We start from the raw sequence: 14285 nt of genomic DNA on the forward strand, positions 1-14285 counted from the left end.
CTCGGTGACGGGGCTCGACGGCCCCAGAGTCTTGACACGCGTTCATGTTTCAGGACGGACTCTCGGTAGAGAGACCGTGCCCGTAGGGCTTTAACGGTACCTGCTTCCGCGGCCATACGGTACGCCGCCCGCATCACGTGCCCCGGAAGAGGACCGGCGAGAAGCCCCGTCCTCGCTGGTCAACTGCGATTTTAACCTCTTCTTGGCATGCGACCCGCCGACCGGCGTGAGTCTTGTCTCGCCGGTCGGCGGATCCGCGGGCGGGAAGGGGTGAAAACGCCGGGTGATGCGCCCGCGACCGTCAGCTACGGCGTGCTTCGGCCATCCGCTGTTCGGCGATCCGGTCGGCCGCGGCAGCCGGCGGAATGCCATCGTCCTTCGCACGTGCGAATATGGCGAGCGTGGTGTCGAAGATCTTCGACGCCTTGGCCTTGCACCGGTCGAAGTCGAACCCGTGCAGCTCGTCGGCGACCTGGATGACACCGCCCGCGTTCACCACATAGTCAGGTGCGTACAGGATCGACCGCTCCGCGAGGTCCTTCTCGACGCCGGGGTGCGCGAGCTGGTTGTTGGCCGCGCCGCACACCACCTTGGCGGTGAGTACCGGAACGGTGTCGTCGTTCAGCGCGCCGCCGAGCGCGCACGGGGCGTAGATGTCGAGGTCCTCGGTACGGATCAGCGCCGCGGTGTCCGCGGCGACGGCGACCTCGGGGTGTTCATCGGTGATGCGGCGGACGGATTCCTCCCGCACATCCGTGATCACGACCTCCGCGCCGTCGAGAAGGAGATGCTCGACCAGGTGGTGACCGACCTTGCCGACTCCGGCGACCCCCACTTTTCGGCCACGCAGCGTCGGGTCGCCCCAGAGGTGCTGGGCGGAGGCCCGCATGCCCTGGAAGACACCGAACGCGGTGAGGACCGAGGAGTCGCCGGCGCCGCCGTTCTCGGGGGAGCGGCCGGTGGTCCACCGGCACTCGCGGGCGACGATGTCCATGTCGGCGACATACGTGCCGACGTCGCAGGCGGTCACGTAGCGGCCACCGAGCGAGGCCACGAACCGGCCGTACGCCAGCAGCAGTTCCTCGCTCTTGATCTTCTCCGGGTCACCGATGATGACGGCCTTGCCGCCGCCGTGGTCGAGACCGGCCATGGCGTTCTTGTACGACATACCGCGCGAGAGGTTCAGCGCATCCGCGACGGCCTCCTCCTCGGAGGCGTACGGATAGAAGCGGGTGCCGCCGAGGGCCGGGCCCAGAGCGGTGGAGTGGATGGCGATGACGGCCTTGAGGCCGCTGGCACGGTCCTGGCAGAGCACGACTTGCTCGTGGCCCCCCTGATCCGAGTGGAACAGGGTGTGCAGTACATCGCCAGGCGCGCCGGTCACATCGGTCACTGTGGTGACTCCCAAGTACGAAGCGGCGGAGGACCCTCCTGAAGGTGGGGAGGGCCGCGGACCGGCCGGCACGGCCGGTCCGACTGGGCAAGAGCGTAAGTCCTACGCGGACGTAGATCTGTTCCAGTGCCAAGGATCACCCCCCGGCGGAGTACGGGCATGACACGATTTGCTGCATGTCGGTGGTGTCTTCAGTGCTCGTCCCTTACGCGTCCTACCTCCGGGTGTACGAGCCGCTGGCCGCCTTCCCGGAGCCCGAACGCGGCCACTGGGCCCGTTACGCAGGGCGCTCCCGTATCCCCACGGCCCAGGACGAACTACGCCGTTCGCTCGCCGACTTGGTGGCCACACCGCCGGTCGGCGTGCCGGTGCACGAGAGCGGGGACGCGTTCGTCGCCGAGATGGACGGCGTGGTGTGCGTCTGCCCGTGGCGGACCAGGCTGCGCGGCTGGCTGGCGCTGGACGAGCTGATGGAGATGTTCCCCGGGCCGGTGCTCGACGCGGTGCTGCCGCCGGTGGTGCGCGGGCAGGCCGTCGCGGACCACGAGCGGTGGGCGGAGCGCAATCCGGACGCCAGGCCCTGGATCCTCACCTCGGTGTGGCAGGTCCCGGTGCGCTGGTTCGTGCTCTTCTCCGACGAGGAGCGGGAGTACGTGGAGGCGGGCGAGGACGGTGAGCCGCCCGTGCTGCGCTACCGGACGCCGATGGCCCAGGCCCGGCGCCGGCTGGCCCGGGCGCTGAAGACGCTGCGGGAGGCCGTGGACGAAGGGCCTCTGGCCGAGGGACTCGTGGACGTGGGGCGCTGGCTGGAGGAGTTCCATCCGCGCGCACTGGTCGAACTGGACTACGCAGGTCTGGTGCACGCACTGCCGGCGACGCAGCTCGCCGGGGACCGCTCGGCCGCCGATGTGGCCGAGGGTATCGCGGCTCTGCAGGCCGGCGACGCCGAAGGGGCGAGTGAGGCGTACGGGCGGCTGGCGGAGCGCTGGCGGGCGGTCAGGGATCGTCAATTCGCGAACTGACAGGGCATCATCCGCGTCTGAACCTGTGGCCCGTGTGACACGTGAGGATGAAGAGGCGGGAGCGTACCTCGGTGGTCCTAGGACCTACGTCCCGAACCGGGCCTTTGCCTCAAGCGTGACGGATAGCACTAACTGGGCCCTTGCGTCCTTCCCCACCCCTCGTGCCAAAATAGGACAAGGAGTCCGGGGAGGGCTCCTTCCGTCCAACTTGGGGCGGATTGCTCAGCATTGCACGCTATGGGGGGTCTGATGGCTCCTGATCGCTCTGTGACTGATCGTCACAGTGGTGTGACTGTCCGCTATGGCATGGTCCATCGGCTTCCGTCGCTGATGAACACCTGGGAGGGCAATTCCATCGGTTTGGCCGACGCGGCTGGACGGATGGTGTAGTTGTAGTGCCGAGGACAAGCCGTTCGTCCTATAACCGACTCGGCCCGCGTCCGCCATTTCGGGCAACGCGGGTCAAGGTGCAGAATTTAGAGGAAAGAACCGAGATGGTTCGGTTCTCCCGAGGAGGCCGCTCATGACCGCTCGCACCCCTGATGCCGAGCCGCTGCTGACCCCGGCTGAGGTTGCCACGATGTTCCGCGTGGACCCGAAGACGGTTACCCGCTGGGCCAAGGCGGGCAAGCTCACGTCCATCCGCACGCTCGGTGGACATCGCCGGTACCGCGAGGCAGAGGTCCGCGCACTGCTTGCGGGTATTCCGCAGCAGCGCAGCGAGGCCTGACACACCCCCTGTCGCCGCGCCACAACTGGGCTTCCGGGTCCCCCAACCCGTACAGGCCCACCCATAGCTCCAAATGACGGGCGCCCGCCCCAACGGGCGCCATACCTGTGAAATACGGGTGCGTCGTTCGATCGCGCTGGACTCCGCCGGGTCCAGCGCGATTTTTTTGTGCTCCAGCAGACCGGAGGCCTTCCCCGACCGCGCCGCCCCGGGCGGTTCGGGCGTCGCTGGAAACCGGGCGTCCGGTTGGCTCCGGCCGGGGTGCCGTGCGGGCTTGCGCGGGTCTGTGCGGGACTGTTCCCGACCGCCCCGGGGCAGCCGGGCCGGGGCGGTTCGGAAGGTCCCCCGGTGCTCCCGTTCGAGTGGTGCAATTGCACATATTAAATTCGCCAGTTGTAGGAAGGGTGTAAAGTCACCCCTTCTCAAAACTCATTCGGTGACTCCCGTCACACTGCATGAGCCTTGCCAAGTACGAGCCTGCCACCTCCAGGAAGCGGAATGCCGCGCCATTGGTCACCCAGGCGAGGGACTTTCGTCCTGGACCTCCCGGCCTTCCAGGGTGCCGTCCTGGCGCCCCACGCACAGGACCGGCGGCCTCGGGCGGGGAAGTGGTCCCGGAGGCCGTCACGGGCTCCATGGCGAGCCGTAGGAGCCGATGGCAGGTCGGGCAGTGGCGAAGTGAGGTGGCGGTAGCCGGAAGCGGCGTACAGGAGTGCGCGGGTCTCGTGCCCAGCGGACGCCGTCATACGTGCCACCTCCCGGTGGACCGCCGCCCCGCGCCGGGGAACAGGGGCAGCCCCTGTTGTCTGACTGCTCGTCGGCAGTTGCCGGAGTCAAGACGCGCGAAAGCCCGGATCCAGAAGGATCCGGGCTTTCGTTACTGCGGTCCTGACGGGATTTGAACCCGCGGCCTCCACCTTGACAGGGTGGCGAGCACTCCAAACTGCTCCACAGGACCAGGTTTTCGCGGCTGCCTTGCGGCTGGCTACGAAGACAGACTGTACAGCAGGTCAGAGGGTCTGGTCGACCTCACCGAAGGTGGTGGTTCCGTTACGGCCCCGGCCGGGGCCGTCTCACGGGGCCGCCGCGTCGATCGCCTTCACGATCCGCTTGTCGGAGACGGGGTAGGCCGTCCCCAGGGCGTGCGCGAAATAGCTGACCCGGAGCTCCTCGATCATCCAGCGGATGTCCAGGACCTCCTGCGGAACGGGCCTGCCCCGCGGCATCTGTTCGAGCAGCCAGGCGTACTCGTCCTGCATCTCGTGGACCTTCTCCATACGCGTGGTGTCGCGCTGGACGGCCGTCGGCATCTGCTGGAGCCGGCGGTCCACAGCGACCAGATAGCGCATCAGGTCGGGCAGTCGTCGCAGCCCGGTCGCGGTGACGAACCCCGGCGGCACGAGGGCTGCGAGCTGGTCCCGTGCATCGGTGACGTTGTTGACCAGGACGAGGCTGTTGGTGGCCTTCAGGCGCCGCTCGCAGGCCTGCCAGGCGGCCAGTACCTGCTGCACCTGCTTGACCGTGTGCTCGGTCAGCGCCACGAGGTCGGCTCGCACCTTGTCGTACAGCTTGCGGAACGACTCCTCGTCCCAGGCCGGGCCGCCGTGCGCGCCGATCAGCCGGTCGGCGGCCGCAGTCGCGCAGTCCTCGAAGAGCGCCTGGATGGAGCCGTGCGGATTGCGGGACAGCGCTAGCTTCTGCTGGTTCGTCATCTTGTCCGAGGCGAACTTCGCCGGGTTCACCGGGATGTTCAGCAGGATCAGCTTCCGGGTGCCGCGCCACATCGCCTGCTGCTGCTCGGCCTCGGTGTCGAAGAGCCGTACGGCCACTGTGTCTGCCGCGGCTCCCTCCTGCTCGACGAGAGCCGGGTACGCCTTGACCGGCTGGCCTGCCCGGCGGGTCTCGAAGACGCGGTTCAAGGTGCCGATCGTCCAGTCCGTGAGGCCCGAACGCTCGATGGACTCGCCCGAGGGCCCCGCAGTGGCCGCGGCGGCCTTGGAGAGGGCCTGACGGGCCTTGGGGCGCAGCTGGAGCTTCAGCGCCTCCAGGTCCTTGTCCTCGGCCACCTTGCGGCGTCGCTCGTCGACGATCCGGAAAGTGATCTTCAGGTGGTCCGGGATGCGGGTCAGGTCGAAGTCGTCGGCGCCGACCGGAACGCCGACCATGCGCTGGAGCTCCCGGGCCAGCGTGACCGGCAGCGGCTCCTGGAGGGGGACCGCCCGGTCCAGGAACTTGCCCGCGTAGTTCGGCGCGGGGACGTAGTGCCGGCGGATCGGCTTGGGCAGCGAGCGGATCAGCTCGGTGACCACTTCCTCGCGCAGGCCCGGGATCTGCCAGTCGAAGCCCTCGGCGGTGACCTGGTTGAGCACCTGGAGCGGGACGTGGACGGTCACACCGTCCGCGTCCGCACCGGGCTCGAACTGGTACGTCACCCTGAACTTGAGCTTCCCCTGCCGCCAGGAGTCGGGGTAGTCGTCCTTGGTGACGGCCCCGGCCTTCTCGTTGATGAGCATCGAGCGCTCGAAGTCCAGCGCGTCCGGCTCGTCGCGGCGCTTGTGCTTCCACCAGGAGTCGAAGTGCGCCCCGGAGACCACGTGATCGGGGATGCGCTGGTCGTAGAAGTCGAAGAGCGTCTCGTCGTCCACGAGGATGTCGCGGCGCCGCGCGCGGTGCTCGAGCTCCTCGACCTCACCGAGGAGCTTGCGGTTGTCGTGGAAGAACTGATGGTGCGTCCGCCAGTCGCCCTCGACCAGGGCGTTGCGGATGAACAGGTCGCGGGAGGTCTCGGCGTCGATACGGCCGAAATTGATCTTGCGCTGGGCGACGATGGGTACTCCGTACAGCGTGACCCGCTCGTACGCCATCACCGCCGCCTGGTCCTTCTCCCAGTGCGGTTCGCTGTAGGTGCGCTTCAGCAGATGCTGGGCCAGCGGCTCGATCCACTCCGGCTCGACCTTGGCGTTGACCCGCGCCCACAGCCGGGACGTCTCGACCAGCTCGGCCGACATCACGAACCGCGGCTGCTTCTTGAAGAGCGCAGATCCGGGGAAGACCGCGAACTTGGCGCTGCGGGCCCCCAGGTACTCGTTCTTCTCGGTGTCCTTCAGCCCGATGTGCGAGAGCAGCCCGGCCAGCAGCGAGGTGTGCACCGACTGCTCGGGCGCGGCCAGGTCCGCCGAGGGCTCCTCCAGATGCATGCCCATCTGCTTGGCGACGGTACGCAGCTGCGCGTAGATGTCCTGCCATTCGCGGATGCGCAGGAAGTTCAGATACTCCTGCTTGCACATCCGGCGGAAGCTGGACGAGCCACGCTCCTTCTGCTGCTCGCGGATGTACCGCCACAGATTCAGGAACGCCAGGAAGTCGGAGGTCTCGTCCTTGAAGCGGGCGTGCTGCTGATCGGCCTGTGTCTGCTTGTCCGAGGGCCGCTCGCGCGGGTCCTGGATGGAGAGCGCGGCGGCGATCACCATGACCTCGCGGGCACAGCCGTTGCGCTCGGCTTCGATGACCATACGGGCCAGGCGCGGGTCGACGGGCAGCTGCGAGAGCTTCCGGCCGAGCTGGGTGAGCCGCTTCTTCGGATCCTTTTCGTCCGGGTCGAGCGCACCGAGTTCCTGGAGGAGCTGGATGCCGTCGCGGATGTTGCGGTGGTCCGGCGGGTCGATGAAGGGGAACTTCTCGATGTCGCCGAGGCCGGCCGCGGTCATCTGGAGAATGACGGAGGCCAGGTTCGTACGCAGGATCTCGGGGTCGGTGAACTCCGGACGGGTCAGGAAGTCGTCCTCGGAGTACAGCCGGATGCAGATGCCGTCCGACGTACGCCCGCAGCGGCCCTTGCGCTGGTTGGCGCTGGCCTGTGAGATCCGTTCGATCGGCAGCCGCTGGACCTTGGTGCGGTGGCTGTAGCGGGAGATCCGGGCGTTGCCCGGGTCGATCACGTATTTGATGCCGGGGACGGTCAGCGAGGTCTCGGCGACGTTGGTCGCCAGGACGATCCTGCGGACGATGCCGTTGGGGGGCCGCTGGAAGACGCGGTGCTGCTCGGCGTGCGAGAGACGGGCGTAGAGGGGGAGCACCTCGGTGTGGCGGAGGTTCTTCTTGTTCAGCGCATCCGCGGTGTCGCGGATCTCGCGCTCGCCGGAGAGGAAGACCAGGGCATCGCCGGGGCCCTCCGACTGGAGCTCGTCGACGGCGTCGCAGATCGCGGTGATCTGGTCGCGGTCGGAGTCGTCGCCCTCCTCTTCGAGGAGCGGGCGGTAGCGCACCTCGACCGGGTACGTACGCCCGCTGACCTCGACGATCGGCGCCTCGCCGAAGTGGCGCGCGAACCGCTCGGGGTCGATCGTCGCCGACGTGATGACGACCTTCAGATCCGGGCGCTTGGGCAGCAGCCTGGCCAGATAGCCGAGCAGGAAGTCGATGTTCAGCGACCGCTCGTGGGCCTCGTCGATGATGATCGTGTCGTACGCACGCAGCTCGCGGTCCGTCTGGATCTCGGCGAGCAGGATGCCGTCCGTCATCAGCTTGACGAACGTCGCGTCGGGGTTCACCTGGTCGGTGAAGCGGACCTTCCAGCCGACCGCCTCGCCCAGCGGGGTCCTCAGCTCGTCGGCGACACGCTCGGCGACCGTACGGGCCGCGATCCGGCGCGGCTGGGTGTGCCCGATCATGCCCCGGACACCGCGCCCCAGCTCCATACAGATCTTCGGGATCTGCGTGGTCTTGCCGGAGCCGGTCTCCCCAGCGACGATCACGACCTGGTGGTCGCGTATCGCCTTCAGGATCTCGTCCTTCTTCTGGCTGACCGGGAGCTGTTGCGGGTACGACAGGGCGGGCATCCGCGTGGCACGCAGCGCGAGCCGCTCGGCTGCCTTTCCGGCCTCGGTGGCGATCTCGTCCAGCACGGTCTGCCGGGCCTCCGGCTTACGGATGCGGCGCGCCCCTTCGAGACGGCGGCCGAGCCGGTGTGCATCGCGGAGCGAGAGCTGTCCGAGCTGGGACTGGAGATCAGCGAAGGAAGTAGACATACGGAGCCCAGGATCTCACCCGGGCCCGAAGAACCGCGAACATATTTCGTGCGGTCCGGGTCACCACATCGGCACTGCGCGGAGGCGCGGGATCACAGCACGTACCATTTCCGGCAGCTGACCACCCGTTGCCCCGTCCGGAAAGGCCGGTCCCCGTGTCCCGTACGCAGTGGTGCTGCCTGTTGGCGGTGCTCGCGGTCGCACTGGGGCTGTTCTGCGGTCCGGCGACGGCTGTCGCGGGTGATGCGGGACGTACGGCGGTCGCGGCTGCCGAGGCCGGCGCCGAGAGGGCGGCCGCTTCGGCCGGCCTCGGCAGGGATGCCGCACCCACCGGCCCCGCCCCGGCCGCCGCGCCGGCCGTGGACCGGCACGGGGCCCCGGGGTGCGGCAAGAGCCGGAAGCACGAGGACGGCGAGCCCGCTCTGCCGGGCCGGGCCCGCGCGGCGTACGACCAGGCGCCCGGCCTCGCCGGGTGGGGCCTGCCCGCCGCCACCGGACAGGGACCCGTCCGCCCGCCCGCACGGATAAAGCTGCGCTGCCCCGCGGCTGCCGCGCCCACTCCGGTCGAGCTCTCCGTACTGAGGGTGTAGACGGCCGCTCTGCGACCGGTCATCCCTTCTTCCCGTATCACCAGCACGGAGTCCCGCATGCCCAAGTCCACGTCCTCACGTACGCCGTCGTCCAGGAAGCCGCTGATCTACGGCGCCGGAGTCGTAGTCGCCGCAGCCCTGCTCGGCCTCGTCTCCTACCGGGCCACCGCCCCCGACCACTCGGCTTCTTCCTCTTCCTCCTCGCCGGTCGCCGATGTCACTGCGGACCCGGACACCGGCGTCTATCCGGAGCTGGCGAAGCTCGCCCGGCGCGACGCCGGTGACAAGCTCGCGCAGGGCAGGGTGGACGCGCCCGTCGTCCTCATCGAATACGCCGACTTCAAGTGCGGCTACTGCGGCAAATTCGCGCGTGACACCGAACCGGCCCTGGTGAAGAAGTACGTCGACAACGGCACCCTGCGCATCGAGTGGCGCAACTTCCCGATCTTCGGCGCCGAGTCCGAGGCGGCCGCCCGCGCCGCCTGGGCTGCCGGGCAGCAGGGCCGCTTCTGGCAGTTCCACCGTGCCGCGTACGCCGAGGGGGCCAAGGAGCAGGGGTTCGGCAAGGACCGGCTGAAGGCGCTCGCCCAGCAGGCCGGGGTCGCGGACCTCGACCGGTTCGCGCGTGACGCCGACAGCTCCGCCGCCTCCGCTGCGGTGGGCAAGGACCAGGAACAGGGGTACGGGATCGGTGCGACCTCCACCCCGTCGTTCCTGATCAACGGCCGCCCGATCGCCGGAGCCCAGCCGATGGAGACCTTCACCCGGGCCATCGAGGCGGCGGCCGAGAAGGCCCGCAACACCGAGGACGCCAAGGACGCCAAGGACGGCGAGGATGCCGAAGGCGCCGAGGGCAGCGCGAAATGACGGCTGACATCGGCTACTTCGCGGCCTTCCTCGGCGGGCTGCTCGCTCTGGTCAGCCCGTGCAGCGCGCTGCTGCTGCCCGCCTTCTTCGCGTACTCCATCGACTCCACCTCGCGGCTCCTGGCCCGCACCGGCATCTTCTACGCCGGTCTGGCCACCACCCTCGTCCCGCTCGGCGCCGCGGGCTCGTACGCCGGACGGCTCTTCTACAGCCACCGCGACGCGCTCGTCCTCGGCGCCGGGTGGCTGATCATCGTGCTCGGCATCGCGCAGATCGTGGGTCTGGGCTTCGCCTCGCGCCGGATCGCCGCACTCAGCGGCCGGATCCGCCCGACCACCGCCGTATCCGTCTATGCGCTGGGCGCTGTATACGGACTGGCCGGTTTCTGCGCGGGCCCGATCCTCGGCAGCGTCCTCACCGTGGCGGCGGTCAGCGGCAGTCCGGTCTACGGCGGACTGCTGCTCGCCGTCTACGCCCTCGGCATGGCGGTCCCGCTCTTTCTGCTCGCGCTGCTCTGGGAACGCTTCGACCTGGGCCGACGGGCCTGGCTGCGCGGTCGTACCTTCCGGCTCGGCCGCTTCGAGCTGCACACCACGACGCTGCTGTCGGGGCTTTTCTTCATCGGTCTCGGCGCGCTGTTCCTCGCGTACGACGGGACGACGGCGCTGCCCGGACTGCTGGACGTGGACGAGTCGTTCGCCGTCGAGCAGTGGGCCCAGCGCATCGGAGAGCACGTGCCCGACGTAATGGCGCTGGTGGCCGCGGTTGCGGTGGTGCTGCTGGTTCTGGCGGTACGGGCGTGGCGCGGCCGGGGCGTGAACTCGGCGGACCGGGAAGAGGCCTGACACGGCGAAGGCCCCGTCCATCGGACGGGGCCTTCGGGTGGTGGCTGGGGCCGGGATCGAACCGGCGACCTATCGCTTTTCAGGCGATCGCTCGTACCAACTGAGCTACCCAGCCACGCAGCTCATAAGAGCTGCAGCGGTCCTGACGGGATTTGAACCCGCGGCCTCCACCTTGACAGGGTGGCGAGCACTCCAAACTGCTCCACAGGACCAAGCTTTTGTGCGACTAAGTGTCGCACAAGGTGGTGCGTGCCCCCAACGGGATTCGAACCCGTGCTACCGCCTTGAAAGGGCGGCGTCCTGGGCCACTAGACGATGAGGGCAGAACTGCTGGTGCTGCTGCTTCTGCGTCTGTCGCCCGAGGGGACGTGAGAAGCATGTGACTCCGCTTTCCCTCGAGAGGTTCCGCTTCTCCTTCAACCTCTAGGGTCTCAGAACGGTCAAGCCCTGACCGGCGCCCTTGGGCACGTCGGAGACTGTACTACGGCGTTTCGGCGTCAGCCAAACCGAATAGGCGAAGGGGTCGCTCCGGCCGGGTTCTCCTCCGGCAGATGGCGGCTGACCTCGGCCGTCGTCGGGCCAGGACCGCCCGGGGTGATCTCGGCCCGGCCTGTGGGCGGCGGCGACCAGGCCCGGCGCGTGGCCGTACGGGACAATGGCGGGGTGCTGGAGATGACGCGCGAAGAGTTCGAAGAACTGGTCGCCGAGGCGCTGGACCGGATCCCGCCCGAGCTGACGCGGCTGATGGACAACGTCGCGGTGTTTGTCGAGGACGAACCCGACCCGGGCGATCCGGAGCTGCTCGGGCTCTACGAGGGGACGCCGCTGACCGATCGCGGCGAGTGGTACGCGGGGGTGCTGCCGGACCGGATCACCATCTACCGCGGGCCGACGCTGCGGATGTGCGAGTCGCGCGAGGACGTCGTCGCCGAGACCGAGATCACGGTCGTCCATGAGATCGCCCATCACTTCGGCATCGATGACGAGAGGCTGCACGCGCTCGGCTACGGATGAGCGCGCGAGCGCCGTGCGGGTGGCGCGCAGGATGCGTGCGGGAGGTGTGCGGGCCGGGCGCGGAGCGTGTCCCCGGCGGGGCAACGGGAGTTGGGCACGGCGCCCCCGCTTCTTCCCGTATCGCTCCGCCCCCTCTTCGTACCCCGGAGGTGCCTCCCGTGCGCCAGTTGTCCGCCCCCGTCCGATGGGCGGCCGTCATCGCAGTGACGGTCGCCGCGTCCACAGGCTGTATGAGCGTCGGCGACGACGGAGGGAAACCGGCGCCGTCGCCGACGTCCGGGCCGAAGGGGAGCGCGGCGGGGCCGGACGGCGGCACCGGTGCGGGCGCCGGTGGTGGCGGTGCCGAGGCGCATTCCGAACGGGAGGCGGCCGGATCGGCGGAGCCGAGCGGCTCCGCCGGCCCTTCGGGCTCGCCCGGCGGCGTACGCCCCGGCGCGAAGCCGGGTGGTCCGGGGCCGACGGGGGGTGGCGGGCTGCCGGTGGCCTCGGTCTCGCAGCCGGGGCCCGGGGTGCCGCAGCAGCCCGAGTCCCCGCCGCCGTCCGAGCCGGCCAGCCCCGAGCCGCCCGCCTCCCCGGAGCCGGAGCCCTCGGAGCCTTCGCCGCAGCCGTCCGCCTCGTCGGCGGCTCAGCTCCGCAAGCACGCGATGCGTGCGCTGGAGGAGCCGGCGTCGCTGCGGACGCCGGATGTCTCGCCGCAGGTGGGGCCGGTATAGCAGGGGGCGAGGAAGAGCGGTTTGCGCAATGTGGGGGGGAGTGCGTATGGTGGTAGATCGCTTGATCCCATTGCCCGGCGCCGAAACAGAAGCGCGCCGTGTGGCGCGTACTCTCCCTTGCCGTGGCTGGACCGCATTGAGGCGGTCGAAATTGCGAATCACGGAGTTACGGGCGCGTGCCGAGACTCCGGAAGGTTTCGCATTTCGCATGTCAATTTCCAGTTCTGACCACACCGTCATGCCCGAGAACATCGAGAACGACGAGCTCGTCGAGGCCGCAGAGGCCGTCGTGGCCGAGTCCGCCGACTCCATCGAGGCAGACGCCACCCGGGCCGAGCAGGCCGACACCGACTCCGCTGTCGACGCGGATGACGACGCTGACGCCGAGCCGACCGTCACCTTCGGCGACCTGGGCCTGCCCGAGGGCATCGTCCGCAAGCTCGCGCAGAACGGTGTGACCGCGCCCTTCCCGATCCAGGCCGCGACCATTCCGGACGCCCTGGCCGGCAAGGACATCCTGGGCCGTGGCCGTACCGGCTCCGGCAAGACCCTCTCCTTCGGTCTGCCGACCCTGGCCACGCTGGCCGGCGGCCACACCGAGAAGAAGAAGCCCCGCGCGGTCATCCTCACCCCGACCCGTGAGCTCGCGATGCAGGTCGCGGACGCGCTTCAGCCGTACGGCGATGTGCTCGGCCTGAAGATGAAGGTCGTCTGCGGCGGTACGTCGATGGGCAACCAGATCTACGCGCTGGAGCGCGGTGTCGACATCCTCGTCGCCACCCCGGGCCGGCTGCGCGACATCATCAACCGGGGCGCCTGCTCCCTGGAGAACGTCCAGGTCGCCGTCCTCGACGAGGCCGACCAGATGTCCGACCTGGGCTTCCTGCCCGAGGTCACCGAGCTGCTCGACCAGGTTCCGGTCGGCGGTCAGCGCATGCTCTTCTCCGCCACGATGGAGAACGAGATCGGCACGCTGGTCAAGCGCTACCTGAACAACCCGGTGAGCCACGAGGTCGACAGCGCCCAGGGCAACGTCACGACCATGACGCACCACGTCCTCGTTGTGAAGCCGAAGGACAAGGCGCCGGTCACCTCCGCCATCGCCGCCCGCAAGGGCCGCACCATCATCTTCGTCCGCACCCAGCTGGGCGCCGACCGCATCGCCGAGCAGCTCGTCGAGGCGGGCGTCAAGGCGGACGCACTCCACGGCGGCATGACGCAGGGTGCCCGTACCCGCGTGCTCGCCGACTTCAAGGACGGTTACGTCAACGCGCTCGTCGCGACCGACGTCGCCGCCCGCGGTATCCACGTCGACGGCATCGACCTGGTGCTGAACGTGGACCCGGCCGGTGACCACAAGGACTACCTGCACCGCTCGGGCCGTACCGCCCGTGCCGGCAAGTCCGGTGTCGTCGTCTCACTGGCGCTGCCGCACCAGCGACGTCAGATCTTCCGCCTCATGGAGGACGCGGGCGTCGACGCCTCGCGTCACATCGTGGGCGGCGCGGGTGCCTTCGACCCGGAGGTCGCCGAGATCACCGGCGCCCGTTCGCTGACCGAGGTCCAGGCCGACTCCGCGAACAACGCCGCCAAGCAGGCGGAGCGCGAGGTCGCCGACCTGACCAAGCAGCTGGAGCGCGTCCAGCGCCGCGCCGGTGAGCTGCGCGAGGAGGCCGACCGCCTGGTCGCCCGTGCCGCGCGCGAGCGGGGCGACGACCCCGAGGTCGCAGTGGCCGAGGCCGCCGCCGAGGCGGAGGCCGCGATCGAGGCCGCCGTCTCCGTACCGGAGCAGCCCGCCGCGCGTGACGACCGTCGCGACGACCGCGGCAACTTCGACCGCCGGGACAGCCGCGGCGGCGACCGCGGCGGCTACCGCGGTGGCAACGACCGTCGTGACGACCGCGGTGGCGACCGTGGTGGTTTCCAGCGTCGTGACGACCGTCCGTCGGGTGGCTTCCGCCGCGACAACGACCGTCCGTCGTTCAACCGCGACCGTCGTGACGACCGCGGTGGCGACCGTGGTGGTTTCCAGCGTCGTGACGACCGTCCGTCGGGTGGCTTCCGCCGCGACAACGACCGTCCGT

The 14285-nt window shown here is 69.3% G+C and carries 11 protein-coding genes and 4 tRNA genes; 8 read left to right on the plus strand and 7 right to left on the minus strand.

The features are described from left to right. Positions 1-301 precede the first annotated feature (301 nt). Positions 302-1393: a Leu/Phe/Val dehydrogenase gene (locus ACZ7IB_RS23265; protein ID WP_470915280.1), complete on the minus strand. Its 1092-nt coding sequence runs from the start codon at positions 1391-1393 to the stop codon at positions 302-304. Positions 1394-1569: 176 nt separating this feature from the next. On the opposite strand from ACZ7IB_RS23265, the gene ACZ7IB_RS23270 reads away from it, so the two are divergent. Further along, entirely contained in the window at positions 1570-2415 is an 846-nt protein-coding gene (locus ACZ7IB_RS23270) for a DUF8083 family protein (protein ID WP_470915281.1), read from the plus strand. Between the two features lie 523 nt (positions 2416-2938). Beyond that, a complete protein-coding gene (gene bldC / locus ACZ7IB_RS23275) occupies positions 2939-3145 on the plus strand; it encodes a developmental transcriptional regulator BldC (protein ID WP_003949541.1) in 207 nt (68 codons plus the stop codon). Positions 3146-3557: 412 nt separating this feature from the next. Here bldC and ACZ7IB_RS23280 read toward each other — a convergent pair whose 3' ends face one another. The 3 genes from ACZ7IB_RS23280 to hrpA form a co-directional block, all read right to left on the minus strand. Further along, on the minus strand, positions 3558-3878 hold the full coding sequence (locus ACZ7IB_RS23280; protein ID WP_470915344.1) for a DUF6274 family protein: 321 nt from the start codon (positions 3876-3878) through the stop codon (positions 3558-3560). 150 nt (positions 3879-4028) lie between these two features. Next, a tRNA-Asp gene (locus tag ACZ7IB_RS23285) sits at positions 4029-4103 on the minus strand. Positions 4104-4218: 115 nt separating this feature from the next. Further along, positions 4219-8172 carry an ATP-dependent RNA helicase HrpA gene (gene hrpA, locus ACZ7IB_RS23290; RefSeq protein WP_470915283.1) on the minus strand — a complete coding sequence of 1318 codons (3954 nt, stop codon included), beginning with the start codon at positions 8170-8172 and terminating at the stop codon, positions 4219-4221. A 155-nt stretch (positions 8173-8327) separates the two neighbouring features. Here hrpA and ACZ7IB_RS23295 point away from each other — a divergent pair, with 155 nt between their 5' ends. The 3 genes from ACZ7IB_RS23295 to ACZ7IB_RS23305 are packed head-to-tail and all read left to right on the plus strand — an operon-like array spanning position 8328 to position 10474. After that, the gene (locus tag ACZ7IB_RS23295; RefSeq protein ID WP_470915285.1) at positions 8328-8762 is read left to right on the plus strand and encodes a hypothetical protein; all 435 of its coding nucleotides are present in this window, start codon (positions 8328-8330) and stop codon (positions 8760-8762) included. 57 nt (positions 8763-8819) lie between these two features. Beyond that, positions 8820-9629, plus strand: coding sequence for a DsbA family protein (locus ACZ7IB_RS23300; protein WP_470915286.1), 810 nt, complete (start codon positions 8820-8822; stop codon positions 9627-9629). After that, positions 9626-10474 (plus strand): cytochrome c biogenesis CcdA family protein, encoded by an 849-nt coding sequence (locus tag ACZ7IB_RS23305; RefSeq protein ID WP_470915287.1) that lies wholly within the window; start codon positions 9626-9628, stop codon positions 10472-10474. The genes ACZ7IB_RS23300 and ACZ7IB_RS23305 overlap by 4 nt, the downstream gene beginning before the upstream one ends. Before the next feature lie 38 nt (positions 10475-10512). Here the strand turns inward: ACZ7IB_RS23305 and ACZ7IB_RS23310 are convergent. The 3 genes from ACZ7IB_RS23310 to ACZ7IB_RS23320 form a co-directional block, all read right to left on the minus strand. Then, positions 10513-10589: transfer RNA gene (locus ACZ7IB_RS23310), tRNA-Phe, on the minus strand. A 22-nt stretch (positions 10590-10611) separates the two neighbouring features. After that, positions 10612-10686: transfer RNA gene (locus tag ACZ7IB_RS23315), tRNA-Asp, on the minus strand. A gap of 38 nt (positions 10687-10724) precedes the next feature. Next, positions 10725-10797, minus strand: a tRNA-Glu gene (locus tag ACZ7IB_RS23320). 340 nt (positions 10798-11137) lie between these two features. Between ACZ7IB_RS23320 and ACZ7IB_RS23325 the strand changes: the two genes are divergently transcribed. The 3 genes from ACZ7IB_RS23325 to ACZ7IB_RS23335 all read left to right on the plus strand — a co-directional run. Beyond that, on the plus strand, positions 11138-11488 hold the full coding sequence (locus ACZ7IB_RS23325; RefSeq protein WP_030929660.1) for a metallopeptidase family protein: 351 nt from the start codon (positions 11138-11140) through the stop codon (positions 11486-11488). Positions 11489-11646: 158 nt separating this feature from the next. Continuing rightward, positions 11647-12201, plus strand: coding sequence for a hypothetical protein (locus ACZ7IB_RS23330; protein ID WP_470915289.1), 555 nt, complete (start codon positions 11647-11649; stop codon positions 12199-12201). A 208-nt stretch (positions 12202-12409) separates the two neighbouring features. Then, positions 12410-14285: DEAD/DEAH box helicase (locus ACZ7IB_RS23335; RefSeq protein WP_470915291.1), on the plus strand; the 1876-nt coding region annotated here is incomplete at its 3' end.

The sequence above is a fragment of the Streptomyces sp. NPDC037301 genome (assembly GCF_055602785.1).

Bases quoted from the DNA above. Each gene is read 5' to 3' on its own strand.
- ACZ7IB_RS23270 (WP_470915281.1), top strand. From the start codon at position 1,570: ATGTCGGTGGTGTCTTCAGTGCTCGTCCCTTACGCGTCCTACCTCCGG.
- ACZ7IB_RS23305 (WP_470915287.1), top strand. From the start codon at position 9,626: ATGACGGCTGACATCGGCTACTTCGCGGCCTTCCTCGGCGGGCTGCTC.
- hrpA (WP_470915283.1), bottom strand. From the start codon at position 8,172: ATGTCTACTTCCTTCGCTGATCTCCAGTCCCAGCTCGGACAGCTCTCG.
- ACZ7IB_RS23300 (WP_470915286.1), top strand. From the start codon at position 8,820: ATGCCCAAGTCCACGTCCTCACGTACGCCGTCGTCCAGGAAGCCGCTG.
- bldC (WP_003949541.1), top strand. From the start codon at position 2,939: ATGACCGCTCGCACCCCTGATGCCGAGCCGCTGCTGACCCCGGCTGAG.